Annotated in this window: 15 protein-coding genes, 1 tRNA gene, 1 other RNA gene and 7 pseudogenes; 12 read left to right on the top strand and 12 right to left on the bottom strand. The window is 55.1% G+C overall.

The features are described 5' to 3' along the window. Nucleotides 1–172, top strand: a pseudogene (locus GM30_RS26585) (xylulokinase); the annotation flags it as partial. Between the two features lie 84 nt (nt 173–256). Here GM30_RS26585 and GM30_RS10045 read toward each other — a convergent pair. Next, nucleotides 257–1,252, bottom strand: a complete 996-nt coding sequence (locus GM30_RS10045; protein WP_049848513.1) for an acyltransferase — start codon at nt 1,250–1,252, stop codon at nt 257–259. A gap of 180 nt (nt 1,253–1,432) precedes the next feature. On the opposite strand from GM30_RS10045, the gene GM30_RS10050 reads away from it, so the two are divergent. The 3 genes from GM30_RS10050 to glyS all read left to right on the top strand — a co-directional run bounded on the left by GM30_RS10050 (nt 1,433) and on the right by glyS (nt 4,872). Next, the gene (locus tag GM30_RS10050) at nt 1,433–1,735 is read left to right on the top strand and encodes a YsaB family lipoprotein (RefSeq protein ID WP_049848514.1); all 303 of its coding nucleotides are present in this window, start codon (nt 1,433–1,435) and stop codon (nt 1,733–1,735) included. 146 nt (nt 1,736–1,881) lie between these two features. Beyond that, nucleotides 1,882–2,793, top strand: coding sequence for a glycine--tRNA ligase subunit alpha (gene glyQ / locus GM30_RS10055; RefSeq protein WP_049848515.1), 912 nt, complete (start codon nt 1,882–1,884; stop codon nt 2,791–2,793). Nucleotides 2,794–2,802: 9 nt separating this feature from the next. Next, nucleotides 2,803–4,872: a glycine--tRNA ligase subunit beta gene (gene glyS, locus GM30_RS10060; protein ID WP_049848516.1), complete on the top strand. Its 2,070-nt coding sequence runs from the start codon at nt 2,803–2,805 to the stop codon at nt 4,870–4,872. A 244-nt stretch (nt 4,873–5,116) separates the two neighbouring features. Here glyS and GM30_RS10065 read toward each other — a convergent pair whose 3' ends face one another. The 4 genes and pseudogenes from GM30_RS10065 to GM30_RS10080 all read right to left on the bottom strand — a co-directional run bounded on the left by GM30_RS10065 (nt 5,117) and on the right by GM30_RS10080 (nt 8,687). Beyond that, nucleotides 5,117–5,773 (bottom strand): DUF2931 family protein, encoded by a 657-nt coding sequence (locus tag GM30_RS10065; RefSeq protein ID WP_049848517.1) that lies wholly within the window; start codon nt 5,771–5,773, stop codon nt 5,117–5,119. After that, a pseudogene (locus GM30_RS10070) lies at nt 5,770–7,654 on the bottom strand (PAAR domain-containing protein). The gene GM30_RS10065 and the pseudogene GM30_RS10070 overlap by 4 nt, the downstream one beginning before the upstream one ends. Before the next feature lie 268 nt (nt 7,655–7,922). Next, nucleotides 7,923–8,135 carry a transcription antiterminator/RNA stability regulator CspE gene (cspE, locus tag GM30_RS10075; RefSeq protein WP_049848518.1) on the bottom strand — a complete coding sequence of 71 codons (213 nt, stop codon included), beginning with the start codon at nt 8,133–8,135 and terminating at the stop codon, nt 7,923–7,925. A 261-nt stretch (nt 8,136–8,396) separates the two neighbouring features. After that, entirely contained in the window at nt 8,397–8,687 is a 291-nt protein-coding gene (locus tag GM30_RS10080; RefSeq protein ID WP_049848532.1) for an HTH-type transcriptional regulator, read from the bottom strand. Nucleotides 8,688–9,044: 357 nt separating this feature from the next. Between GM30_RS10080 and GM30_RS10085 the strand changes: the two genes are divergently transcribed. Continuing rightward, entirely contained in the window at nt 9,045–9,755 is a 711-nt protein-coding gene (locus GM30_RS10085) for a DUF3053 domain-containing protein (protein ID WP_049848519.1), read from the top strand. A gap of 47 nt (nt 9,756–9,802) precedes the next feature. Here GM30_RS10085 and ghrB read toward each other — a convergent pair. The 5 genes and pseudogenes from ghrB to GM30_RS10110 form a co-directional block, all read right to left on the bottom strand. After that, nucleotides 9,803–10,775 (bottom strand): annotated as a pseudogene (ghrB, locus tag GM30_RS10090) (glyoxylate/hydroxypyruvate reductase GhrB). Between the two features lie 23 nt (nt 10,776–10,798). Beyond that, complete coding sequence (locus tag GM30_RS10095; RefSeq protein ID WP_049848520.1) at nt 10,799–12,079, bottom strand: MFS transporter; 1,281 nt, start codon at nt 12,077–12,079, stop codon at nt 10,799–10,801. A gap of 78 nt (nt 12,080–12,157) precedes the next feature. Continuing rightward, entirely contained in the window at nt 12,158–13,099 is a 942-nt protein-coding gene (locus GM30_RS10100; RefSeq protein WP_049848521.1) for a sugar kinase, read from the bottom strand. A gap of 37 nt (nt 13,100–13,136) precedes the next feature. Next, nucleotides 13,137–13,646: pseudogene (locus GM30_RS10105) on the bottom strand (sugar phosphate isomerase/epimerase); the annotation flags it as partial. Between the two features lie 112 nt (nt 13,647–13,758). Continuing rightward, the gene (locus GM30_RS10110) at nt 13,759–14,775 is read right to left on the bottom strand and encodes a LacI family DNA-binding transcriptional regulator (protein ID WP_049848523.1); all 1,017 of its coding nucleotides are present in this window, start codon (nt 14,773–14,775) and stop codon (nt 13,759–13,761) included. Nucleotides 14,776–14,940: 165 nt separating this feature from the next. Here GM30_RS10110 and GM30_RS10115 point away from each other — a divergent pair. Next, nucleotides 14,941–17,269 (top strand): annotated as a pseudogene (locus GM30_RS10115) (molybdopterin guanine dinucleotide-containing S/N-oxide reductase). On the opposite strand, the pseudogene GM30_RS24260 reads toward GM30_RS10115, so the two are convergent. Next, a pseudogene (locus tag GM30_RS24260) lies at nt 17,250–17,678 on the bottom strand (N-acetyltransferase); the annotation flags it as partial. The pseudogenes GM30_RS10115 and GM30_RS24260 overlap by 20 nt on opposite strands. Beyond that, complete coding sequence (gene tag / locus GM30_RS10120; RefSeq protein ID WP_049848524.1) at nt 17,675–18,244, bottom strand: DNA-3-methyladenine glycosylase I; 570 nt, start codon at nt 18,242–18,244, stop codon at nt 17,675–17,677. The pseudogene GM30_RS24260 and the gene tag, both read right to left, overlap by 4 nt. Nucleotides 18,245–18,394: 150 nt before the next feature. Between tag and GM30_RS10125 the strand changes: the two genes are divergently transcribed. From GM30_RS10125 to dppA, 6 genes and pseudogenes are all read left to right on the top strand, one after another. Then, nucleotides 18,395–18,946, top strand: a complete 552-nt coding sequence (locus tag GM30_RS10125) for a hypothetical protein (protein ID WP_049848525.1) — start codon at nt 18,395–18,397, stop codon at nt 18,944–18,946. A 229-nt stretch (nt 18,947–19,175) separates the two neighbouring features. Further along, nucleotides 19,176–20,366: an L-lactate MFS transporter gene (locus GM30_RS10130; protein WP_049848526.1), complete on the top strand. Its 1,191-nt coding sequence runs from the start codon at nt 19,176–19,178 to the stop codon at nt 20,364–20,366. A 277-nt stretch (nt 20,367–20,643) separates the two neighbouring features. Then, a pseudogene (gene eptB / locus GM30_RS10135) lies at nt 20,644–22,334 on the top strand (kdo(2)-lipid A phosphoethanolamine 7''-transferase). A gap of 85 nt (nt 22,335–22,419) precedes the next feature. Next, nucleotides 22,420–22,496, top strand: a tRNA-Pro gene (locus tag GM30_RS10140). A 33-nt stretch (nt 22,497–22,529) separates the two neighbouring features. Continuing rightward, nucleotides 22,530–22,661, top strand: a non-coding RNA gene (locus GM30_RS24265) — RtT sRNA. A gap of 677 nt (nt 22,662–23,338) precedes the next feature. After that, nucleotides 23,339–24,946, top strand: coding sequence for a dipeptide ABC transporter periplasmic-binding protein DppA (gene dppA, locus GM30_RS10145; protein ID WP_049848527.1), 1,608 nt, complete (start codon nt 23,339–23,341; stop codon nt 24,944–24,946). Nucleotides 24,947–25,010: the final 64 nt, after the last annotated feature.

Below are 25,010 nucleotides of genomic sequence, written 5' to 3' on the forward strand. Positions count from 1 at the left end.
GGCGCGGCTGGCGCAGATGGCGATGCACCCCGGCACGCCGTACGGCGATCTTCTCCCACAACTGCCGCTGGAGCAGTCGCATCAGCCTGACGCCGCGCGGTTTGCCCGTTTCGCGCCACGGCGCGAAATCTTCCGCAAACTTTATCAGCAGCTTTTGCCGCTGATGTCATAAAAAATCGTTGCCGGATGACGCTACGCTTATCCGGCCTACGGTTTTGTAGGCCCGCGCAAGTGAGGCGCCGCCGGGCATTGTTGTTTAACTGACAAACCGGCGAGTATCCAGCCGTTGCACCAGCATCGACAACAGCAGGCTGCTCACCAGCGTCGCGCTGAAAATCCAGAGGATATCCACCAGCGGCCAGCTTTTTAGCTCCACGCCGTTGGTGCGCAGTGCGTGGATCACCAGCGCGTGAAAACCGTAAATCCCCAGCGAGTGACGTGATATCAACGCAAGGCCCGGCAGCGCCCGATCATTAAGGGTGTTTTTAACCAGTGTCAGCATCGCTATAGCGCTGATAAACACCATCGGGCCGCAGTAGAGATACCAGGTATCGGCGAAATTGCCGCGCCATTGCAGCTCATGCAGCGTACCGCGCGAAATGGCCACCACAGCGATGATAAATACCACTCCGCTCAGCAGCGTCAGCGGTTTTCGATTGGTATCCATCATGCCGATGGCCCGGCCGAGCAGGCCGTACAGCACGTAATAGAAGGTGTCGCCACTGATGTAGAGATTGACCGGCAACCATTCGAAACCGTCTATTTTTTGGGAAACCGTATTGGGGTTCGCCACGATCCCCAGCACCACCATCAGTGCCAGCAGCATTTTGCCGCTCACGGTTTTTACCTGAATCAGCGGCGAAACCAGATAAATGACGAAAATGGCGAAAAAGAACCACAGGTGATAGAAGACCGGTTTTTGCAGCAGATACTTCAGCGACTGGCCGACGTTAATCTGAGTGAATGCCGCGATATAAACCAGCGCAATCGCGCTGTAGAACAACAGGCACAGCCCGATACGCAGAAAATGCCGCGGCTGGGCGCTGCGCTCGCCAAAAAACAGGTAGCCGGAAATCATGAAAAACAGCGGCACGCTGACGCGGGACGCGGAATTCAGCACGTTGGCGATTTCCCAGTTCAGATAACTGACGCCGTGCGCATTCGTCACATACCAGGTCGTGGTATGGATCATCACCACCATCAGACACGCAATCCCTCGCAGATTATCTATCCAGTTAATTTTTGACTGCATCAGTGCCTCAGTGTCCTCGCTAAAAAGGGTCAGACTTGCGATTTATCTCCGCCGTTGACTGGAAAATTCCGAGTTTTTCGACACATGCTTGTAGAGTCTGCGTCAGATTCGCAGAATGCTCCGACCTGAACGATAGTCTATTAAAAAATAACAGCCAGATAACAATGCGGTAATCAGAAAATGATGATGAAATATGTAGTTTCCTGTCTGGCCCTGCTGTTGCTCGCCGGATGCAGCGCCGAACAATCCCCGCCGCAAAAGGCGCAGAAAGCCAAAGCGACGCCGCTGCATTCTCTCGACATGGAGCAGTTGTGCAAGAACCGGGCGGCGGAACGCTACAATACCGCCATGCAGGACATCGATGTGACCGGCTTTGAAAAGTATCAGGCCAGCTATGAATTGCGGGGCTATACCTCGCGTAATGAGGGCTTTGTCTGTTCGTTTGATCCCGAAGGCCAGTTTTTGCATCTTTCGATGCGCTGATCCCCTGTGTGCGCCGCCCGGCGCGTGCAAACCGCCTCTTTTTCCCCAATTTTACTTAAACAGCGCCGTTTCGTACTGTATATCTCGCAGCCAGCGGTTATACTGGTCCCTTCCTTTAAATCCACACGTATCCAGCACGAAAGAATATGCAAAAGTTTGATACCAGGACCTTCCAGGGCCTCATCCTGACCTTACAGGATTACTGGGCTCGTCAGGGCTGCACCATTGTTCAACCACTGGACATGGAAGTTGGCGCCGGGACTTCTCACCCTATGACCTGCCTGCGGGCGCTGGGGCCAGAGCCTATTGCTGCTGCGTATGTGCAGCCTTCCCGCCGCCCGACTGATGGCCGCTACGGCGAAAACCCGAACCGCTTACAGCACTACTATCAGTTCCAGGTGATCATTAAACCGTCACCGGACAACATTCAGGAGCTGTACCTCGGATCCCTGAAAGAGCTTGGGCTGGATCCCACCATCCACGATATCCGTTTTGTGGAAGACAACTGGGAAAACCCGACGCTGGGCGCCTGGGGTCTCGGCTGGGAAGTGTGGCTGAACGGCATGGAAGTGACGCAGTTCACCTACTTCCAGCAGGTCGGCGGCCTGGAGTGTAAGCCGGTGACCGGTGAAATCACCTACGGTCTGGAGCGTCTGGCGATGTACATTCAGGGCGTGGACAGCGTTTACGACCTGGTCTGGAGTAACGGCCCGTTGGGTAAAACCACCTACGGCGACGTGTTCCATCAGAACGAAGTGGAGCAATCCACCTACAACTTCGAATACGCGGATGTGGACTTCCTGTTCACCTGTTTCGAGCAGTATGAGAAAGAAGCCCAGCATCTGCTGGCGCTGGAAACCCCGCTGCCGCTGCCTGCCTACGAGCGTATTCTGAAGGCCGCCCACAGCTTCAACCTGCTGGATGCGCGTAAAGCCATCTCCGTCACCGAACGTCAGCGCTATATTTTGCGTATTCGCACCCTGACGAAAGCCGTGGCAGAAGCTTACTACGCGTCCCGTGAAGCCCTTGGCTTCCCGATGTGCAACAGAGACAACTAAGAGGCGGCCATGTCTGAGAATACTTTTCTGGTGGAAATTGGCACTGAAGAGCTGCCACCAAAAGCCCTGCGCAGCCTGGCAGAGTCCTTTGCTGCGAACTTTACTGCGGAGCTGGATAACGCCGGCATCGCACACGGCAACGTTGAATGGTTTGCCGCGCCGCGCCGTCTGGCGCTGAAAGTCGCCCGTCTGGCGGCGTCTCAGCCGGACCGCGAAGTCGAAAAACGCGGCCCGGCCATTTCCCAGGCGTTTGACGCGGAAGGGAAACCGAGCAAAGCGGCGGAAGGCTGGGCGCGTGGTTGCGGTATTACCGTTGACCAGGCAGAACGCCTGACCACAGATAAAGGCGAGTGGCTGCTGTATCGCGCGCATGTGAAAGGCGAAAGCGTGGAAGCGCTGTTGCCGAACATGGTCGCTACGTCGCTGTCGAAACTGCCGATCCCGAAACTGATGCGCTGGGGCGCGTCCGATGTCCATTTCGTGCGTCCGGTACATACCGTCACGCTGCTGCTGGGTGACAAGCTCATCCCGGCGACCATTCTGGGCATCGACGCCGATCGTATCATTCGCGGTCATCGCTTTATGGGCGAGCCGGAATTCACCATCGACAACGCCGATCAGTACCCTGAAATTCTGCGTCAGCGTGGCAAAGTCATTGCGGATTACGCCGAGCGTAAAGCCAAAATCAAAGCGGATGCTGAAGAAGCGGCGCGTAAGATTGGCGGTAAAGCCGATCTGAGCGAAAGCCTGCTGGAAGAGGTCACTTCGCTGGTGGAATGGCCGGTGGTGCTGACCGCCAAATTCGAAGAGAAATTCCTTGCGGTTCCGGCGGAAGCGCTGGTCTATACCATGAAAGGCGACCAGAAATACTTCCCGGTTTACGCCGCAGACGGCAAACTGCTGCCGAACTTTATCTTCGTGGCCAACATCGAGTCGAAAGACCCACAGCAGATTATTTCCGGTAACGAAAAAGTGGTGCGTCCGCGTCTGGCTGATGCCGAATTCTTCTTCAAAACCGACCGCAAAAAGCGTCTGGAAGATAACCTGCCGCGTCTGCAAACCGTTCTGTTCCAGCAGCAGCTCGGCACCCTGCGCGACAAAACCGATCGTATTCAGGCGCTGGCGGGCTGGATTGCCGGTCAGACGGGCGCGGATGTCAATCACGCGACCCGTGCCGGTCTGCTCTCCAAGTGCGACCTGATGACCAACATGGTGTTCGAATTCACCGACACCCAGGGCGTCATGGGCATGCACTACGCGCGTCATGACGGTGAAGCGGAAGACGTTGCGGTGGCGCTGAACGAACAGTATCAGCCGCGTTTTGCCGGTGATGACCTGCCGTCGAACCCGGTGGCCTGCGCGCTGGCGATTGCCGACAAAATGGACACCCTCGCGGGTATCTTCGGCATCGGTCAGCATCCGAAAGGCGACAAAGACCCGTTTGCGCTTCGTCGTGCCGCGCTGGGCGTGCTGCGCATCATCGTTGAGAAGAACCTGAATCTGGATCTGCAGACCCTCACCGAAGAAGCGGTGCGTCTGTACGGCGATAAGCTGACCAATGCCAACGTGGTGGATGACGTTATCGACTTTATGCTTGGCCGTTTCCGCGCCTGGTATCAGGACGAAGGCTACACCGTCGACACCATTCAGGCGGTGCTGGCGCGTCGTCCGACCCGTCCGGCGGATTTCGATGCGCGCATGAAGGCGGTTTCCCACTTCCGTACACTCGACGAAGCGGCGGCGCTGGCGGCTGCCAACAAACGCGTTTCGAACATCCTCGCCAAATCGGACGAAGTGCTGAACGATACGGTTCATGCTTCCGTGCTGAAAGAAGCCGAAGAGATCAAGCTTGCCGGTAACCTGGTGGTGCTGCGTGATAAGCTGCAGCCGTTCTTCGCGGAAGGCCGCTATCAGGAAGCGCTGATCGAACTGGCTGCTCTGCGCGAGCCGGTCGATGCGTTCTTTGATAAAGTCATGGTGAACGCCGAAGACAAAGACGTACGTATCAATCGTCTGACGCTGCTGTCTAAGCTGCGTGAGCTGTTCCTGCAGGTCGCGGATATTTCGCTGCTGCAGTAACCCCCTGTGCCCGGCGGTCTCTGCTTGCCGGGCCTATTCTTAGTGCATATCCTCAAGAGACATCATTCCCGCCTCTGTTTTTAGCCTGCGTGATGGCGAGCGAGCCGCTCATCAACGACTGCGTCTACGACTGGCACCAGACGCCTGGTTGATCGGGTTCCGGCGTAAAGGCAGGCGTGCGCGTCGGCAACTCTCATCCGGCCGGTTAACGAAACTGATGATGTGCGTCGCATTAACTGACCATTTACCAGTCACCATAGGGGTAAGTTTTCCCTTTGATAAAGTCTTTAATGTAATTACTATACCCGCGCGAAAAATCACTTTGTGTTATCCCCTTGCAGGCGACGAGTTTATCCCCGGACAGCGTGGTGATTTTTTTGGGTTCCAGCGGCACATTATCTCCACCGGCGCTGTTTTTCAGCCATATCCTGACCTTGCCTTCAGGCGCCAGACCAAACAGCATCGTTTTATACCATTCCGTATTACCCCACTTATCTTTGCCTGTTGGCGTCAGCATTGTTTTACGCAGGGACGGCGGGAAAATTATCTGAGTCTCGTAGGTCTTTCTGTCAATACGAGAGTCCCAGCAGAACAGCATCATGGCCGGCGGGTGCCGTGCTTTGTTGAACTGGGTTTGTATCCAGACCCGCTTATTCCAGGTCTGGACGGTGTCCGGATCGCCTGGCGTACTGTCCAGAGTGCGATATGTCGATACTACTTTTTCCGTGTCGATAATCATGGCGCGAGTGACGACGGCGGATAAGCCATAGGGGGTAAAAAAGGCAAAGCCCCATCGCCCGTAGGGCATTTCTCCGGTCTCTTCCGGCGTCTGGGGTTCGCCGGAATGACAGCCCGTTAATAGCATCAGCAGTAACAGTGGCAACAGCGTTTTCAGCGTCATACTTGTTTCCCGTCCATGTCGTAGATGGTGCGTCGCCAGTTCTCATCCGGCCGGTTAACGAAACTGATGATCTGTACAGGCGCAGCCCCGCCGCTGATAGCGTCAGCGGCATCTGTCGCGNTATTTCCCGGCAATGATATTTAGCTCTTCAGGGGTGAATGCGTCAGGAGTTTCACCGGATCGGGCCGCGTTGCCCATTGCCCGCGCTTTTTCACAAAGCGAAGCCAGGTCTGCAGGAAGGAACAAATCCTTGTCTGTTTCATCCGCAGGCTCAAACAACACTCCAGCTTCCTCGGCGGCGTCGAGCATCACCTGCAATACCACCTTCGACCAGTCATTTCTCACGATCCGGTTGCGTAAGGTGACTGCCGCATAGCTGCGTTTCTGTGGCTCGCTGTAACGATCCGGCGGCATCCTGTCGTCATACCAGGTTTCCACCGCAATCTCGTTGCCAGGCAGAAGGGGAGCGATGCTGGGGTATAAATCCAGTGCGGCCATCTGTTTCACTGCACGACGATAACTGCGGGTTTGCTGACCTGGCTGACGGAGCGGCACCGTCTCCGTTTCCGGTCGGGTCAGAAAAACGTTCTCCTTTATTACCGGCAAATACCCGCCCCCAAGGTCAGAATGCACCCCCGGCAGCACCAGCTCAGGCCATGCGGGTTTAACGCTGTTCAGGGCAAAGTTAAACCGGCATTCATGTGCCGCGGTGATATGAAAAACCTTATCCGCCACGCCCGGATGCAGTTCAATCTTCACCTCGCCGGTGTCTGCGGTATGCGGATTCAGGCCGTTTGCCGGGGTGCCTATTGCCGCCACGGTATCAAAGATACCGATAAAGCGGATCTTACCAACAGGCGCGCCCTTATATGTAGTATCAATCATGCCCTCCCGGATGGCGCTGATAATGGCGGGATCTTCTGACTGAATACGGTTGGCAAAATGTCGCGATGCCGCAGCGCCCCGGCTGAAGCCGAAAATATCAAACTGAAGGCTTTTGATCACCAGTTCATAACCGGATGATTTATCTTTTAGTTGTTTAATGGTGTCAGTAATGGCCCGGGATAGTTGAGCAACAGCATTATCCGTTTTGGCGATAACTCCCATATCGGATATTCCTAGCCCCAATCCAATCATACTGTCAGGCTGACCGGCTTCTGTGCCTGTACCGTCAATATAAATGGTCTGCTGAATGTCAGGACTGCCTTCAGAGAAGGTGGTTTTATACAATGTATTCAGCCAGTGGATATTCGTGTAATAACCGGTGTAACTGGTTGCCCCATTTCCCGATACGTCAAATTCTTCTTCCGCACATTTTTCCAGAATGCCCGTAGCCTCGGCATCGTTAAGGTTATAATGCCTGGCCGTGCAGGCTTTCAGCATATTAGCTGTATTCACGGCGTTATTACCGGTGCCATCAAAAAACACGCCAAGCGTCAGCGTAATTTCCCGTTTGGGTTTCTGTGTGTTTTGTTCTTGAGGTTGTTCCTGTGCGGCGCTTTTCCGGACCGCCTGCGCGTGCTGCTCGGGCTCCTGAGGTTCATTATTTAACAGCGAATGACCGACAGAGTAGCCGACCATACCGTTTTCATAACCAATAAACTCAAAAGCATTCGGCGAGGCGATAACACGGTTGGTGCCTGGGGGGCAGGCACATTCAACAATATCGCCCTCCAGACAGACCCGTTTATTTTCGGCGAAGACCTGAAACTGTTTGGTTTTACAAATAACGCCGGTGGTCTTGCATTGAGGACAAAAGGATTCAGAGCCAATGAGGGCAACCATTTTGTTATGACAAAAAACCGTCAGCGCCCCGCTCTCAATTATTCCGCCGGTTGTGGTTTTATCACCGACGGTGATGACTTTTAGTTTTACAGGCATTATTCACTCCATGAATATAAATGACGATAGCGTGAAACTGTAAAAAAGAAGTATAAACAGAGACTACGGACGGCCTTATTTATGGCTTCCCGTTGCTTCTCATGGTTTATTTTGTGACAGGTAGAGGGAGAATATGATGATCAGTATCGAGGCAACCGCTGTATTGTGCTGAATTTAAACTAAGCGGCAAATAACAGGCAAAAAAAATCCCCGTCAATGACGAGGATCTTTACGTGCTACAGAGCCTGAATCAGGCTCATAGTCAGGCTTACAGGCTGGTTACGTTGCCAGCAGCCGGGCCTTTAGCGCCGTTTTCGATGGTGAAGGACACTTTCTGGCCTTCATCAAGGGATTTGTAGCCATCGTTCTGGATAGCGGAGAAGTGAACGAACAGATCTTTAGAACCGTCGTCCGGAGTGATGAAGCCGAAGCCTTTATCAGCGTTGAACCATTTTACGATACCAGTCATTTTACCGGACATAGTGATTTCCTTTAATGTAAGTGTGCTGCCAGATGGCAATAATGGTATGGATTACAGATTTGAAGCATAAAGGGAAAGGTCACTACGAGGGTATCAACGGACAACCTGTGAGAGGACTGCTCAACACAACTGCTTTATGGTCTGTAAATCAAACCGGCGTCATTAACGCACGTTGAGACGGGGATAGCAATGTTTTTCTTTTCAAAAAAGAAAACGGTCCTGTTTTCCAGGACCGTCGATAACATCTCATTTGAGATAAAATCAATCTGTTAACAGCCTTGAGACCTGCGGGTTTGCCTGCATCAGACGCATCAGGTTGAGCTCGGTGGCGGAAGGTCTCACACGTTTTGACTCCCACTCTTTCACCATCGTCACACTGACGCCCATTGCTCTGGCGAATTCGTCCAGCTTCAACCCGGTACCTTTTCGCAACTGTTCGAAATCAATGAGGGATGAAGCCGCCGGCTTCAGGGTGACAAACTGCGATGCATCTTTAAAAACAATCTGTTCCAGACTGCCTAACAGATCAAACTCAGGATCTTTATATTCCATTGAGAACTCCTCTGAATCACACTGCGGGATCGTGAATAACAAGAGCTCATTAATCATAGCCAGTTATTTCTCCTGGGATCGATTTCGATCCGGTACTATCCGGGCCTGATGCGTTTCAGCTTTTTGCAGTAAAAAGGTAATACATTGAAAAATCACGCCTGGTTTAGTTATGAATTTTTTTGTAAATCCTCATCACAAAATTGGCAATGCAGGCGAAGCGCAGCAGGATCTTCTGTTGCTTTTTTGCAGTCTGGAGGTAAGGAAAAGGTATCTTGCCGCGCTGACCTGGACTATCCTTGTCAGCGTCAGGCACACGTGTGCCAGTTTGCGCATTTTTTGCTGAAAGGAGTAAGAAAAATGGCGACAGGAAAGTCCTGCTCTCGCTGGTTTGCGCCTGTTGCGGCGTTATTAATGGTGGTTAGCCTGAGCGGGTGTTTCGATAAAGAAGGCGATCAGCGCAAAGCGTTTGTCGACTTTTTACAGAATACGGTGATGCGTAGCGGCGAACGTTTACCTACCCTGACCGCAGATCAGAAAAAACAGTTCGGTCCTTTCGTTTCTGATTACGCCGTGCTGTATGGTTATTCTCAGCAGGTGAGTCAGGCAATGGACGCCGGGCTGCGTCCGGTCGTTGATAGCGTAAACGCCATTCGTGTCCCGCAGGATTACATGACGCAGCGCGAACCGCTGCGCCAGGCGAACGGCGCGCTGGGCGTGCTTAGCCAGCAACTGGAAAACGCGAAGATGCAGGCCGATGCCGCGCATGCTGCGCTGAAGCAACCAGACGATTTAAAACCGGTCTTCGACCAGGTTTACACCAAAGTCGTGACGACCCCCGCGAACGCGCTGCAACCGCTGATCCCGGCGGCACAGGTCTTCACGCAGCAACTGGTCCAGGTGGGTGATTTTGTCGCGCAGCAGGGCGCACAGGTGAGTTTTGTCGCCAACGGCATTCAGTTCCCGACGTCACAGCAGGCCAGCCAGTATAATGCGCTGATTGGTCCTCTGGCGGCGCAGCATCAGGCGTTCAGCCAGGCCTGGAGCAGCGCGGTCGAAGCGACACGCTGAGGCAATAAAAAAGCCGGGTGGCATCGCGCTCACCCGGCCTGTAAATTTCACGCCACCTGCGGGTTCACGCAGTTTTTTTCCACCTTGCCGTTCAGGGCATCAATCAGATTATCCACCGCCGTCGCCGCCATGTTGTAGCGCGTCTCGTGTGTAGCTGACCCGATATGCGGCAGCGCCACCACGTTCGGCAGCGACAGCAGCGGTGAGTCCACCGGTAACGGCTCTTTCTCGAACACGTCCAGTCCGGCGGCGTGAATATCCCCATTTTTGAGTGCGGCGATCAACGCCGGTTCATCCACCACCGGTCCACGACCGGCATTAATGAAAATGGCGGAAGACTTCATCTTTTTAAACTGCTCAGCACCAAACAGGTGACGCGTCTCGTCCGTCAGCGGCAGGATCAGGCAGACAAAATCCGCTTCCTGCAGCAGGGTATCCATATCGCAATAACGGGCGTTGAAGCGGGTTTCGGCCTCTTCATGGTGACGACGCGCGTTATAGAGGATTGGCATGTTAAAACCGAAGTGCGCGCGCTGAGCCAGCGCCATCCCGATGCGTCCCATCCCGACGATGCCGAGCGTTTTATGGTGAACATCAACGCCAAACCAGTCCGGGCCGATGCTTTTGGTCCATTCACCCGCTTTCACGCGCTCCGCGACGTCCACCACCCGACGCGCAGTGCTCAGTACCAGCGTCATCAGGGTGTCGGCCACCGTTTCGGTGAGCGCGGTCGGGGTGTGCATCAGCAGAATTTTTCGCGCGTTCAGGGCATCGACATCAAAATTATCGTAGCCCACCGACACCGTAGAGGTCGCACGAAGCGCCGGCATCTTCTCCAGCAGCGCCGTATCCACTTTCTCGCTGGAACCCAGCAGCCCGACCNNCTTGTGCAAAGGCATCGGCGTGTTGTTCAACCGTGTCGGGGTGCAGGTTTTTCACCTGCGTCACGGTAAAGTGGTCTTGCAGACGTTGCAGCAGATCGTCCGGGAGCGTTTTGTAGAGAATGACTGACGGCTTCATGCGAATCTCCGTGGTTGCCGTAATCAGGCGTGACGTGCGCCTGTCGGGAGTTGTTGATTATTAGCAGGCTTAACAATCAGAGTTAGCCACACTGAGGCGAAAAGTGCCACCCCCATGAAAATGTATGACGCGGCCGGGCTGCCGGTGGAGCAATTCAGATAGCCCACAAACCAGGAGCCGAAGAACGATCCGAGCGCACCCATGCTGTTGATCAGCGCCATTGCGCCGCCCGCCACGTTACGTGGCAGCATCTCCGGAATGATGGCGAAGAACGGGCCATAGGGGGCATACATCGCCGCACCGGCAATCACCAGCAGGGTGTATGACGCCCAGAAGTTATTGGCGCCCACCGCCCAGGAACCGATGAAGGCGAACGCGCCGATGAGCAGCAGCGGCCAGACGAACAGTTTACGGTTTTGCAGTTTGTCAGACGCCCAGGAAGCGACAATCATCGCGATGGTGGCGGCCAGGTAAGGCACGGACGACAGCCAGCCCACTTCGACCATACCGAGGTTTTCGCCACCGGAACGAATGATGGACGGCAGCCACAGCACGAAGCCATACACGCCGATACTCCAGGTGAAATACTGCAGGCACAGCAGGATCACGTTACGGGAACGGAACGCTTCGCCATAGTTACGCACGGCTTTGATCCCCTGTTGTTCCTGCTCAAGCTGCGCCTGTAACGCGGATTTTTCACTGTCGGACAACCAGCCCACCTGCGCCGGTTTGTCCTTCACCAGCACCCACCAGCAGAAGGCCCACAGAATGGCAGGCACCCCTTCGATGATAAACATTTCGCGCCAGCCGAAAGACTGGATCAGGTAACCGGAGACTACCGACATCCACAGCACCGTCACCGGGTTGCCGAGGATCAGGAACGTGTTAGCGCGGGAGCGTTCGGATTTGGTGAACCAGTTACTGATGTAAATCAGCATTGCGGGCATCACCGCCGCTTCCACGACGCCGAGAATAAAGCGGATCGCCGCCAGCGCCGGGATATTCGTGACCACACCCGTCAGTGACGCACACGCGCCCCACAGGATCAGGCTAACGAAGATCAGTTTGCGCACGCTGCGGCGTTCGGCGTAGATCGCGCCGGGGATCTGGAAGAAGAAATAGCCGAGGAAGAAGAGCGCCCCGAGCAGGGACGATATCCCTTTGGTGATGTTCAGATCGTCATTAATGCCCGCCGCGGAGGCGAAGCTGAAGTTTGCACGGTCGAGATACGCCAGGCTGTACGTGATAAACACGATCGGCATGATGTACCACCAGCGTTTAGCTGCATTTGTAGAACTGTTCATAGGCTTGCCTCTGGGTATGAGGTGAGTGCCGCCGTTGTTGTAGGGTACACGGTGGCTGTTATTTATGCACAATGCCTGTCACGCGTCGCCAAGGGCGTCGCGAGTCGGCAGACCTTCACTGTCGCCTTGCACCTGAATCGCCAGCGAGCCGATTTTGTTGCCTCGCGCGACGGCCTGATGCAGCGTTTTACCTTCCAGCAGGGCACTGATGACGCCAACGGCAAAGCCATCACCCGCCCCGACGGTATCCACTACGTTTTCTACTCTGACGGCGGCCACGGCGCCTTTTTCGCCGGTCGCCGATTTGTACCAGGCACCGTCGGAACCCGTTTTAATCACCACCGCCTGCACGCCGCGATCGAGATAGAAATCGGCGATCGCTTCCGGCGTCTGGCGGCCGGTGAGGATCATTCCCTCTTTCAGCCCCGGCAGCACCCAGTCCGCCTGCACGGCGAGCTGGTTCAGCTTTTCCACCATCTCCGCTTCGCTTTCCCACAGTACCGGCCGCAGGTTTGGATCAAACGACAGCGTTTTGCCCTGCGCTTTCATCGTTCGTGCCGCATGATCGAGCAGTTCCCAGGAGCTGCGGGACAACGCCGCCGCCACGCCGCTCAGGTGTAAATGGCGGGCGCGGGAGAAGTACCCGGCGTAGTAGTCATCTACCGACAGATGGCTGGCTGCGGAGTCCTTGCGGAAATATTCCACAATGGGATCGGTTCCATTTTCAACTTTAGATTTCAACTGAAATCCGGTTCTGTAGCAGCCATCGAGGATCACGCCTTCGGCATTAATCCCCTCTTTTTTCAGGCCGTTAAGGACGAAGCGACCAAAGCTGTCGTCGCCGACGCGGCTCACCCAGCCCACTTTCAGACCCAGACGCGCCAGACCGGTCGCTACGTTCAGCTCGGCACCCGCGACGCGTTTCATAAACTGTTCAACGTCCGCCAGGTCGCCGGTCTCTTTCGCGACGAACATCGCCATGGCTTCGCCGATCGTGATGACATCCAGTGCATTGTCCATGGCTTACTCCTCGCGTAATAAATTAACGTAGTGGCGGGTGACGGNNGGCGGCCTTGACGTGGATATAGCTGACCGCAGGGGCCAGATGACGCGCGGCTTCTTCAGGCGATTCCCCCACCCACAGCCAGTTGCCCATGTCGAAGGTCAGTGTGACCGGCAGTTTCAGTACCTGACAGGCGGCTTTAAAGCGCTGCATCGGCGCCAGCTGGCCGCAGTCGGTCTGATCGTTTTCCACCACCAGCGCCATGCCGGTGTTGGCGAGAATGGCGCGCAGCGGCTCCAGCGCAGCGCTGTGGGAGAAATGGCCCAGCGAGAGTTTCAGCCATAGCGCGTTGAGGGTTTGCGCTTCCTGCAGCAGCGCCCCGAGGCGTGGATTCAGTTTGCCGTCGCGCTCAAACAGCGGTTCCGGCGCGGAATAACAGGCCAGCAGCTTCTGCTGTTCGATCTCCGACGCCAGCCGGGGCAGGTGGTTAAGTTCTNGCCCGCCCAGCGCTTTGATGCGATCGTTACCGTAAGCGGCGGTAACGACAATAATTTTTCTTCCCATCGGACATTTCCCCGGCGGTTACACTGCATTAATCTTGTAGTAACGCTAAATGGAACCGATTCCAAAGAAAAGTCGCCTTTGCTCAAATTATGATCGCAGTCACGAAGAGAATTTAGCGAGCCGTGGAGCCGCGAACGATCAACTCGCCGGAAAAGACCTGCTCGCGGATGGGTTCATGATTGCCCTCAATGCGGCGCACCACCTGCTCGACCGCCGCGAAACCGATCTGCCAGGTGGGTTGTTTGAGGGTGGTGATCCCGACGCCCGCCAGCTCCGCCCACTCCAGTTCGTCGAACCCGAGCAGGCCGATGTCGCTGCCCCAGTGCAGTCCGAGCCGTTTCAGCGAGCGGGCAACCTGCAGCGTTAACGCGCCGTTGGCAGACATAACGGCTTTGCGCATGCCGCGATGACGGGTGTGAAACTGGCGCAGGGCGTTGTCGATCACGGCGCTGTCCGCCAGCGGCACCTCGGCATTTTCCGCCATGATGCCCGGGTAGCGGGCGAGGGTGGCACGAAACGCGCTAAGACGCTCGCGTCGCGTATTGACGGTGCCAAGCGGTTCGCTGAGAAACAGCAACGCCTCGAAGCCCTGATCGACCAGGTGTTCGGTGGCGGTAGTGGCGGCCTGCGTGTTGTCGAGACCGACCACGTCGCAGGCGAAATCAGGAATTTTGCGATCGATAAGCACCATCGGCAGCAATGACTGTTGCAGGCGATTCAGCCCCTCTTCCCGCATGCCAACGGCATTCACCACAATCCCTTCCACCTGATAACTGCGCAGCAGATCGAGATAATGCAGCTCCTGATTGACTTCATTGTTGGTGTTACAGACCAGCGGCGTGAAGCCTTTCTCACGGCAGGCGGCTTCGATGCCGCTCAGCACATGCACCGAATAGGGGTTGGTGATATCGGCGATGATCAGGCCAATCAGCCGCGTGCGGCCATGCTTCAGACCGCGCGCCATCAGGCTTGGGCGGTAGTCGAGATCGGCGATGGCTTTTTCGATGCGCGCCAGCATGGCTTCGGAAAGCAGATGTTTTTCGCCATTGAGATAGCGTGAAATGCTGGTTTTTCCCGCTTTCGCGGCTTTTGCCACGTCACTGATAGTGGCACGCGCCTTATTCGCCATGACTGCTCCTTCGCCAGAATGAGCCCACACCTTAGCGCGAAAACGGATGATGCTTAATCTTTTTTATTCTATGCCGCAGGATGCCTGACGATTGATTAGTCAGCTGAATATGGACAAAATTACAGGTAAACCACACACATCAGCATCCGCGTTCAGGAGCATGCTTTGTCACATTCATCTGCAACTAAAACGATCTTAACCGCCGCCCACTGGGGGCCGATGCTGGTTGAAACCGATGGCGACACCGTCCTTTCGTCACGCGGAGCGCTGGACACCGGCTTCCGTAATTCGCTGCAATCCGTAGTGCGCGAGCAGGTGCACAGCAAAACGCGTATCCGCTACCCGATGGTGCGAAAAGGTTTTCTGGCTTCGCCGGAACAACCGCAGGGGCAACGTGGGCAGGACGAGTTTGTCCGGGTGAGCTGGGACGAGGCGCTTGATCTCATCGATGCGCAGCACCGACGCATTCGCGAAAGCTATGGCCCGTCATCCATTTTTGCCGGGTCTTATGGCTGGCGCTCTAACGGTGTGCTGCACAAAGCCGCGACGCTGCTGCAGCGCTATATGAGTCTTGCGGGTGGTTACACCGGGCACCTGGGCGATTACTCCACCGGCGCAGCGCAGGCCATCATGCCGCACGTGGTCGGTGGCAATGAAGTTTATCAGCAGCAGACCAGCTGGCCGCTGGTGCTGGAACACAGCGACGTGGTGGTGCTGTGGAGCGCCAACCCGATGAATACGCTGAAAATTGCGTGGAACGCGTCGGATGAGCAGGGCATTCCGTGGTTCGACAAACTGCGCCATAGCGGCAAACGGCTGATCTGCATTGATCCGATGCGATCGGAAACCGTGGATTTCTTCGGCGACGCGGGCGAGTGGATTGCGCCGCATATGGGCACCGACGTCGCGATGATGCTTGGCATTGCGTACACCTTGCAGGAAAACGGCTGGCATGATCGCGCGTTTTTACATCGCTGCACCACCGGTTACGAGGTGTTTGCCGGTTACCTGACGGGTGAAACCGACGGACAGCCGAAAACGGCGGAATGGGCAGCGGCGATTTGCGGTGTTAGTGCGGCGAAAATTCGCGAACTGGCGAAGTTGTTCCACGAAAATACCACTATGTTGATGTCCGGCTGGGGCATGCAGCGCCAGCAGTTTGGCGAGCAAAAACACTGGATGCTGGTGACGCTCGCCGCCATGCTCGGGCAAATTGGTACGCCGGGTGGCGGGTTTGGCCTCTCTTACCATTTTGCCAACGGCGGCAACCCGACGCGCCGCGCGGCGGTGCTCGGTTCGATGCAGGGCAACGTGGCAGGCGGCACCGACGCGGTAGATAAAATTCCGGTGGCGCGCATTGTGGAAGCGCTGGAAAACCCCGGTGGCGCTTATCAGCATAATGGTATGGATCGTCACTTTCCGGACATTCAGTTTTTGTGGTGGGCGGGCGGTGCCAATTTTACCCATCATCAGGACACCAACCGGCTGATCCGCGCGTGGCAAAAACCGGAGCTGGTGGTGATCTCAGAATGCTTCTGGACCGCTGCTGCGCGCCATGCGGATATCGTATTACCCGCAACGACCTCCTTTGAACGTAACGATTTGACCATGACCGGCGACTACAGCAACCAGCATCTGGTGCCGATGAAGCGGGTAGTCGCCCCGCGCGACGAGGCGCGGGATGATTTCGATGTCTTTGCCGATCTCAGCGAGCGCTGGGAAACGGGCGGCAGGGCGCGCTTCACCGAGGGCAAAACCGACCTGCAATGGCTGGAGACGTTTTATGACATCGCCAGCCAGCGTGGTGCCAGCCAGCAAGTGACGCTGCCGCCATTCAGTGCGTTCTGGCAGGCGGACCAGCTGATTGAGANAAGCGAACAGAATGCGCAGTTTGTCCGCTTCGCGGCATTTCGCGATGATCCTGACGCGAATCCGCTGAAAACGCCCAGCGGTAGAATAGAGATCTATTCCGAACGGATCGCCGGGTTTGGCTACGCCGACTGCCCGGGACACCCGATGTGGCTGGAGCCTGACGAGTGGCACGGCAATGCGGAAGACGGGCAGTTACAGCTCCTGTCGGCGCACCCGGCGCACCGTCTGCACAGCCAGTTGAATTACACCGCGTTGCGCGAACGATATGCGGTGGCAGGGCGCGAACCGCTGACGCTGCATCCGCAGGATGCGCAGGCACGCGGCATTGCCGATGGCGATCTGGTGCGCGTATGGAACGCGCGCGGACAGGTGCTGGCGGGCGCAGTGGTGACGGAGGGGATTCGCCCTGGTGTGATGTGCCTGCATGAAGGCGCCTGGCCCGATCTGGATCCGGCGGCGGGCGGCATCTGCAAAAACGGCGCGGTCAACGTCCTGACGAAAGACCTGCCGAGTTCGCGTCTGGGCAACGGCTGCGCCGGCAACACCGCGCTGGCCTGGCTGGAGAAATATGATGGCCCGGCGCTTACGCTAACGGCGTTNTGATCCGCCTGCCAACGCATAATCCAGGTCGGATGCTGGGTCTCTTCCTGCCATGCGCTGTCTTCGATACGAAAACCCAGCGCATGGTAGAAGTTTACCGCCCGGCTGTTCTTCTGATATACCTCCAGGCTGAGCTCAGAATAGTGCTGCTTAACGTGATTAAGCAGCGCGCTGCCGATGCCGCGCCGTTCGGCGTCGGGCGCGACAAACAGCGCCCCGACGAACTGAGATTCCATCACGCTGACAAATCCCTTCACCACGCCGTCCTCTTCCCACACCCAGGTCACGGCGGCGGGCAGATAGACCTCACGCACCAGCGCTTCGCTTTCGTGCCAGTAGCTTTCATCAATAAAAGGGTGTGCGTGGATGGTGCTTGCCATCCACAGCGTCAGTAGCGGAGAGGTATCGTCATCGAGCCATTCGCGAATCATCCCGACCTCCCATTCCCCTGATGGCAGAAGCAGTCAACGATATGGTCATTGACCAGACCGCAGGCCTGCATAAAAGAGTAGCAAATCGTGGTGCCGACGAACTTGAAGCCGCGTTTTTTCAGCGCTTTCGACAGGGCGTCTGACGCGGACGTCGACACAGGAATTTCACCCAGCGTTGTCGCGGTGGTGACCACCGGCGTGTGGTTGACGAACGACCAGACAAAATCCACAAAGGGTTCGCCGTTTTGCTCCATGGCGAGGAAGGCGCGCGCGTTGCCGATGATGGCCTGAATTTTACCGCGATGGCGGATAATTCCGGCATCCAGCACCAGTCGTTCCACATCTTCCTCGGTCATGGCGGCCACTTTCTGCGGGTCAAACTGATGGAACGCCTTGCGGTAGTTTTCGCGTTTTTTCAGTACCGTAATCCATGACAATCCCGCCTGCTGGCCTTCCAGGCAGATCATCTCAAACAGTTTCTGTGCGTTTTTTTCGGCAACGCCCCACTCCTGGTCATGATAGGCGATGTAGAGCGGATCCTGACTAACCCAACCGCAACGTTGCATAGCGTCTCTCCCTTTTGGATATGTGTCGCAGCGAAATTGTCGCGACGCCGGCTTGACGTGTCTGTTAAAGAGACAATAGTTAATACAGGGTTATCAAAGCCTCTTCAAATAACAATACCGCCGGGTTCGGCTCTTTTCTGGAGTCGTTTCATGATTATAAAGAAATACCGTGGCCGCTGGAGCGTACTGGTTCCGGTGTGTACCTCCGTCTGGATCTGTTTTGCGACGGATGTTTTTGCCTGGCAACAGGAATATATCGCTATCGGCCCGCAAAGTAATACGTCGGAACGCTATACATGGGATAGCGATCACCAACCGCGCTACGAGGATATTCTCGCCGAGCGGATCAACGCTTCACAGAGCGTGGTGGGATTTTCGACCAGTGCGTCGAAAGGCGTGTCGCAGGAAGGGCAGCATACCCTGAGCGTGGGCTGGCGGGTGAATTCCGGCCTCCTGTGGGGGGTTCGCCCGTGGGCGCAGCTTAACTTTACGCAGCAGGATGCCAGTTACCCGTGGCAGACGCCGCCCGGCCCGGGGCGGATGCCGGGAGCGGATCCCAACGGTAACTGGGTGGATGTGACCGTCGGCGCGGATATGTCGCTGAACCCGCATCTGGCGGCGTTTGCGTCGCTATCGCAATCGGACAATACCGTGAATGGTGAAAATTACCTTTATCTGATGGGGGTGAGTGCCAAATTTTAGCCTGTATTTAGCAACTGTTTTACATTTCAATCACAGTCATGACGCATTCTCTGTTGAGAGTGGGCGCTAACTTACTTTTTTGGCTTGTTCCTCACGATTTGCGTCATGTCATTCATTCCGCGAGCAGTGCATTTCATTCCGTTCTCAATGCATTTCATGCCCTTTTCCCCCTGGCGTGAAAAGCGTTTCGTTATGGTAGCGCCAGTGAATAGATAAAGGCGCATCTGCTATGAAATCGACAACACCCTATACCCGCTGGCTGACGCTGTTCGGTACGATCGTGACGCAATTCGCGCTTGGCTCGGTCTACACCTGGAGCCTCTTCAACAGCTCACTTTCCGACAAACTCAACGAACCTGTAAGCCAGGTGGCATTCTCCTTTGGCCTGTTAAGCCTCGGGCTGGCCATTTCATCCTCCGTCGCCGGTAAGCTGCAGGAACGTTTTGGCGTGAAGCGCGTGACAATGGCCTCCGGCGTGCTGCTGGGACTGGGTTTTTTCCTGACGGCGCACTCCAGCAGCCTGATGATGCTCTGGCTGAGCGCGGGGATCCTGGTGGGTCTGGCGGATGGCGCGGGTTACCTGCTGACGCTTTCCAATTGTGTGAAATGGTTCCCGGAACGCAAAGGGCTGATTTCCGCCTTCTCTATTGGCGCCTACGGCCTCGGCAGCCTGGGTTTTAAGTTTATCGACAGTCACCTGCTTGCCCGTGTCGGTCTTGAAAAAACCTTTATTATCTGGGGCGCTATTGTGCTGGTGATGATTGTCTTCGGCGCGACGCTGATGACCGATGCGCCGGATCAGAAAGTCAAAACCACCAATGGCGTGACGGAAAACGACTTCACCCTCGCGGAATCCATGCGTAAACCGCAGTACTGGATGCTGGCGGTGATGTTCCTGACCGCCTGCATGAGTGGTCTGTATGTCATTGGCGTGGCGAAAGATATTGCCCAGGGCATGGTGCATCTCGACGTGCTGACCGCCGCGAATGCAGTGACGGTTATTGCTATCGCGAATCTTAGCGGTCGTCTGGTGCTCGGCGTGTTGTCTGACAAAATCGCCCGCATCCGTGTGATTACCATTGGTCAGGTGATCTCGCTGATCGGTATGGCGGCACTGCTGTTCGCACCGCTGAATGCGCTGTCCTTCTTTGCGGCTATCGCCTGCGTCGCTTTTAACTTTGGCGGCACCATCACCGTGTTCCCGTCGCTGGTGAGTGAATTCTTCGGCCTTAATAATCTGGCGAAAAACTACGGCGTGATTTATTTAGGCTTCGGTATCGGCAGGATTTGCGGGTCGCTGATTGCNNGTGGCTTCTATGTGACCTTCTGCGTAATCTTCGCGCTGTTAATCCTCTCGCTGGCGCTGTCGACGACCATTCGTCTGCCAAAAGCGGAGGTCTATCAGCAAATCCATGCCTGATCGCCTGTAAAAGCAAAAGCCGGGAAACCGGCTTTTTTTGTGCATAATTAGTTCGAAAACTGACCTAAAAAGTTGTTTTTTGTGCTGTATAAGACTTGAACTTTTGTAAAGCTTTGCCTGAATCACACTTCCCGCTGTAATTATTTCTTAATGTCGTGGTCTACTTACCGCGCTTGTAGACGTTTCTTATAACGATTTGTTAAGCGATTACTTAATCTGCTGACTGTCACGCGACAGGTATGTCAGTTTTTTTACCCCTTATTCCAGGGTTGCTTGCATGAATTATATTAAGTCCCTCACCCAGCAGAGGCTGTGTCTGATGCTGGCGGTGTATATCGGTCTGTTTCTGAACGGCGCGGTATTGTTCAGACGACTGGAAGGTTATCTGGAGCACTTTACTGCAAGAAATGGAATTTTTGCTGTCATCGAATTGTTTGGTTCGGTGCTTGCCACTTTCTGTGTGCTGCGGCTGCTGTCGCTGTTCGGGCGTCGCCCATGGCAAATACTGGCGACGCTGATCGTCATCTTTTCCGCCGCTGCCAGCTATTACATGACCTTTATGAACGTGGTGATAGGCTACGGCATTATTGCCTCGGTCATGACCACGGATATCGATTTATCGAAAGAAGTGGTGGGTCAGGGCTTTATTCTCTGGACGGTGCTGACCAGCCTGCTGCCGCTGTTCTTTATCTGGAGCAACCGCTGCCGCTATACGCTGCTGCGCCAGTTGCGCACCCGCGGGCAGCGCGTCCGCAACGTGGCGGGGGGGTTGTGCTGGTCTGGGCGCCGATCCGGGTGATGGAGCAGCAGCAAAAAGACATTGAGAAGGCGACGGGTATTGATATGCCAAGCTACGGCGGTGTGGTGGCGAACTCCTATCTGCCGTCGAACTGGTTATCGGCGCTGGGCCTGTACGCCTGGGCGCAGGTCGATGAATCCTCTGATTATAAGTCCCTGATTAACCCCGCGAAAAAGTTCACCTATAATGCCCCTGGCAACGAATTAGACGACACCTATGTGGTGTTTATCATCGGTGAGACGACCCGCTGGGATCACATGGGCATTCTGGGCTATGACCGCGATACCACGCCAAAACTGGCGCAGGAGAAAAACCTGGTGGCGTTCCGCGGCTACTCCTGCGATACGGCGACGAAGCTCTCGTTGCGCTGCATGTTCGTACGCCAGGGCGGCGCGGATGATAACCCCCAGCGCACACTTAAAGAGCAGAACGTCTTTGCGGTGCTGAAGCAGTTGGGCTTTAGCTCAGACCTGTTTGCCATGCAGAGTGAAATGTGGTTCTACAGCAACACCATGGCGGACAACATCGCCTACCGCGAGCAGATTGGCGCTGAACCGCGCAACCGCGGAAAAAACGTCGACGACATGCTGTTGCTGAATGAGATGGCGGTGTCGCTGAAAGCGCACGAAAAGGGTAAGCATCTTCTTATCCTGCACACCAAGGGCTCCCATTACAGCTATTACCAGCGTTACACCCGTGACTTTGCGAAGTGGCAGCCGGAATGCGTGGGCATTAATAAATACTGCAGCAAAGAAGAATTGATTAACGCCTTCGACAACTCGGTATTGTATGTGGATACGTTTATCAGCAAGGTGCTGGACCAGCTACGCGACAAGAAAGCGATTGTTTTTTATGCTGCGGATCATGGCGAGTCGATCAACGAACAGGAACACCTGCACGGGACGCCGCGTAAGCTGGCACCGCCAGAGCAATTCCGTGTACCGATGATGGTATGGATGTCGGATAAGTATCTGGAAAACCCAGCCAATGCCGGCGCCTTTGCGCATCTGAAGCAGCAGGCTGAAATGAAGGTACCGCGCCGCCACGTTGAGCTGTATGACACTATCATGGGCTGCCTGGGCTACACCTCACCGAACGGCGGAATCAACGAGAACAACAACTGGTGCCATAACCCAAACAGCGCGAAAGCAGCAATAAAATCGCAGTGATGGCGACTTTCTCGGCGATCGGATGGCTTTTTCTCAATAAGGGATTGACGGGGTAGCATCGCGGCAGTAATATGCGCCCCGCATTCGGTGATTGGCGCAGCCTGGTAGCGCACTTCGTTCGGGACGAAGGGGTCGGAGGTTCGAATCCTCTATCACCGACCAAATTTAAAAAGCCTGCTCAACGAGCAGGCTTTTTTACATCTGAAGCCTGAGAGGATGAGAACCTCCGGGGGAAGAGGTTCGACTCGAGCGAAGCGAGAGAACGTTGCGCAGCAACGGCCCGAAGGGCGAGCCACGCAGTGGCGAGTCATCCTCTATCACCGACCAAATTTAAAAAGCCTGCTCAACGAGCAGGCTTTTTTGCATCTGAAGCTTGAGAGGATGAGAACCTCCGGGGGAAGAGGTTCGACTCGAGCGAAGCGCCACCCGACAAAATCAAGCAGCAAACCCGTCAAAATCCCGCTCATCCCGACTTCTCACCATCAGTTAACCATTTTGTGACATATTCCATTGTATTTTTTTATATTTGCATAGTTCTTTTTTCGCGTTACTTATGGATAAGCGCAGCATTTTCCGCTGAGCGTTTTACGCTTACTGGTATTAATCGCTCAGATATTCACCATTCCGCATGAATTTTTTGCCAATTTGCATAAAAGTTAATCACTGTTTGTTGCATAATATGAAGAGATTTGTGCTGCTTTGTGGCGCGTAGCATAAATTTCCCTGCTGAAAATCACACGCCGAACTTTTTTTAATCTTTGTTTGCCGTTTCTCACCCTTGTTGTAAATCCTGGTTACCTGTATTGACGTTTGCACATTCTGTTGACAGATTGTAGGGCATGAGGGGCACTTTAAGGACAATCTGCACTGCAACTCAGTCGACCTTGTGAAAGGAATCCCCATCTCTCATAACGCTTTCGGGCACTGCCGACCAGACCGGGCAAAAAACAAATAAAGGCTGGCGGACAAAACACAACAGACAACATCACATTCGGAGCACAACAATGAGTATTTCCTTGAAAAAGTCAGGGATGCTGAAGCTTGGACTGAGCCTGGTGGCAATGACAGTCGCAGCAAGCGTGCAAGCAAAAACCCTGGTCTATTGTTCAGAAGGCTCGCCGGAAGGCTTTAACCCACAGCTCTTCACCTCTGGTACCACTTACGATGCCAGCTCGGTGCCAATTTATAATCGCCTGGTGGAATTCAAAATCGGGACGACGGAAGTTATTCCTGGCCTCGCTGAGAAGTGGGACGTCAGCGAAGACGGCAAAACCTACACTTTCCATCTGCGCAAAGGCGTGAAGTGGCAGGACAATAAAGATTTTAAACCGACCCGCGATTTCAACGCGGATGACGTCGTGTTCTCCTTCGATCGTCAGAAGAATGATAAAAACCCGTACCACAAAGTCTCTGGCGGCAGTTACGAATACTTTGAAGGCATGGGCCTGCCGGAACTGATCAGCGACGTGAAAAAAGTGGACGATAACACCGTTCAGTTCGTGCTGACCCGTCCGGAAGCGCCGTTCCTCGCTGACCTGGCGATGGACTTCGCGTCAATCATGTCGAAAGAATATGCTGACAACATGCTGAAAGCCGGTACGCCGGAAAAAATCGACCTGAACCCAATCGGTACCGGTCCGTTCCAGCTGCTGCAGTACCAGAAAGACTCCCGTATTCTGTACAAAGCGTTCGAAGGCTTCTGGGGTACCAAACCGCAGATCGACCGTCTGGTGTTCTCCATCACTCCGGATGCGTCCGTGCGTTACGCCAAACTGCAGAAGAACGAGTGTCAGGTCATGCCGTACCCGAACCCGGCTGATATCGCGCGTATGAAGCAGGACAAAAACCTGAATCTGATGGAGATGCCGGGGCTGAACGTTGGCTACCTCTCCTATAACACCGAGAAGAAACCGTTTGACGACGTGAAAGTCCGTCAGGCGCTGACCTACGCGGTGAACAAAGAAGCGATCATCAAAGCGGTTTACCAGGGCGCAGGCCAGGCCGCGAAGAACCTGATCCCGCCGACCATGTGGAGCTACAACGACGACGTTAAGGACTACACCTACGATCCGGAGAAAGCCAAAGCCCTGCTGAAAGAAGCCGGTCTGGATAAAGGCTTCAACGTTGATCTGTGGGCGATGCCGGTACAGCGCCCATACAACCCGAACGCTCGCCGTATGGCTGAGATGATTCAGGCTGACTGGGCGAAAGTCGGTGTGACCGCCAAGATCGTCACCTACGAGTGGGGCGAGTATCTGAAGCGTGCGAAAGCCGGTGAACACCAGACCGTCATGATGGGCTGGACCGGTGATAACGGGGACCCGGATAACTTCTTCGCTACCCTGTTCAGCTGCGCCGCGGCGAAAGACGGTTCCAACTACTCTCGCTGGTGCTACAAGCCGTTTGAAGATCTGATTCAGCCGGCGCGTGCGACCGACGATCACAACAAGCGTATTGAACTGTACAAACAAGCTCAGGTAGTGATGCATGACCAGGCTCCGGCGCTGATCATCGCCCACTCCACCGTGTATGAGCCAGTGCGTAAAGAAGTCAAAGGCTATGTGGTTGATCCGTTGGGTAAACACCACTTCGAAAACGTTTCTGTTGAATAATAAGTCTGTTGCCTGATATCTCCTCTCCCCTGCCGGGGAGAGGATGAAGGCCGTAATTCCCCGT

The organism is Trabulsiella odontotermitis, from assembly GCF_001188485.1.
Classification (GTDB): domain Bacteria; phylum Pseudomonadota; class Gammaproteobacteria; order Enterobacterales; family Enterobacteriaceae; genus Trabulsiella; species Trabulsiella odontotermitis_A.

What these genes read in the sequence shown, in the direction of transcription:
- GM30_RS10045 (WP_049848513.1), bottom strand. Translation starts at nt 1,252, where the DNA reads ATGCAGTCAAAAATTAACTGGATAGATAATCTGCGAGGGATTGCGTGT.
- GM30_RS10050 (WP_049848514.1), top strand. Translation starts at nt 1,433, where the DNA reads ATGATGATGAAATATGTAGTTTCCTGTCTGGCCCTGCTGTTGCTCGCC.
- glyQ (WP_049848515.1), top strand. Translation starts at nt 1,882, where the DNA reads ATGCAAAAGTTTGATACCAGGACCTTCCAGGGCCTCATCCTGACCTTA.
- glyS (WP_049848516.1), top strand. Translation starts at nt 2,803, where the DNA reads ATGTCTGAGAATACTTTTCTGGTGGAAATTGGCACTGAAGAGCTGCCA.
- GM30_RS10065 (WP_049848517.1), bottom strand. Translation starts at nt 5,773, where the DNA reads ATGACGCTGAAAACGCTGTTGCCACTGTTACTGCTGATGCTATTAACG.
- cspE (WP_049848518.1), bottom strand. Translation starts at nt 8,135, where the DNA reads ATGTCCGGTAAAATGACTGGTATCGTAAAATGGTTCAACGCTGATAAA.
- GM30_RS10080 (WP_049848532.1), bottom strand. Translation starts at nt 8,687, where the DNA reads ATGGAATATAAAGATCCTGAGTTTGATCTGTTAGGCAGTCTGGAACAG.
- GM30_RS10085 (WP_049848519.1), top strand. Translation starts at nt 9,045, where the DNA reads ATGGCGACAGGAAAGTCCTGCTCTCGCTGGTTTGCGCCTGTTGCGGCG.
- GM30_RS10095 (WP_049848520.1), bottom strand. Translation starts at nt 12,079, where the DNA reads ATGAACAGTTCTACAAATGCAGCTAAACGCTGGTGGTACATCATGCCG.
- GM30_RS10100 (WP_049848521.1), bottom strand. Translation starts at nt 13,099, where the DNA reads ATGGACAATGCACTGGATGTCATCACGATCGGCGAAGCCATGGCGATG.
- GM30_RS10110 (WP_049848523.1), bottom strand. Translation starts at nt 14,775, where the DNA reads ATGGCGAATAAGGCGCGTGCCACTATCAGTGACGTGGCAAAAGCCGCG.
- tag (WP_049848524.1), bottom strand. Translation starts at nt 18,244, where the DNA reads ATGCAACGTTGCGGTTGGGTTAGTCAGGATCCGCTCTACATCGCCTAT.
- GM30_RS10125 (WP_049848525.1), top strand. Translation starts at nt 18,395, where the DNA reads ATGATTATAAAGAAATACCGTGGCCGCTGGAGCGTACTGGTTCCGGTG.
- dppA (WP_049848527.1), top strand. Translation starts at nt 23,339, where the DNA reads ATGAGTATTTCCTTGAAAAAGTCAGGGATGCTGAAGCTTGGACTGAGC.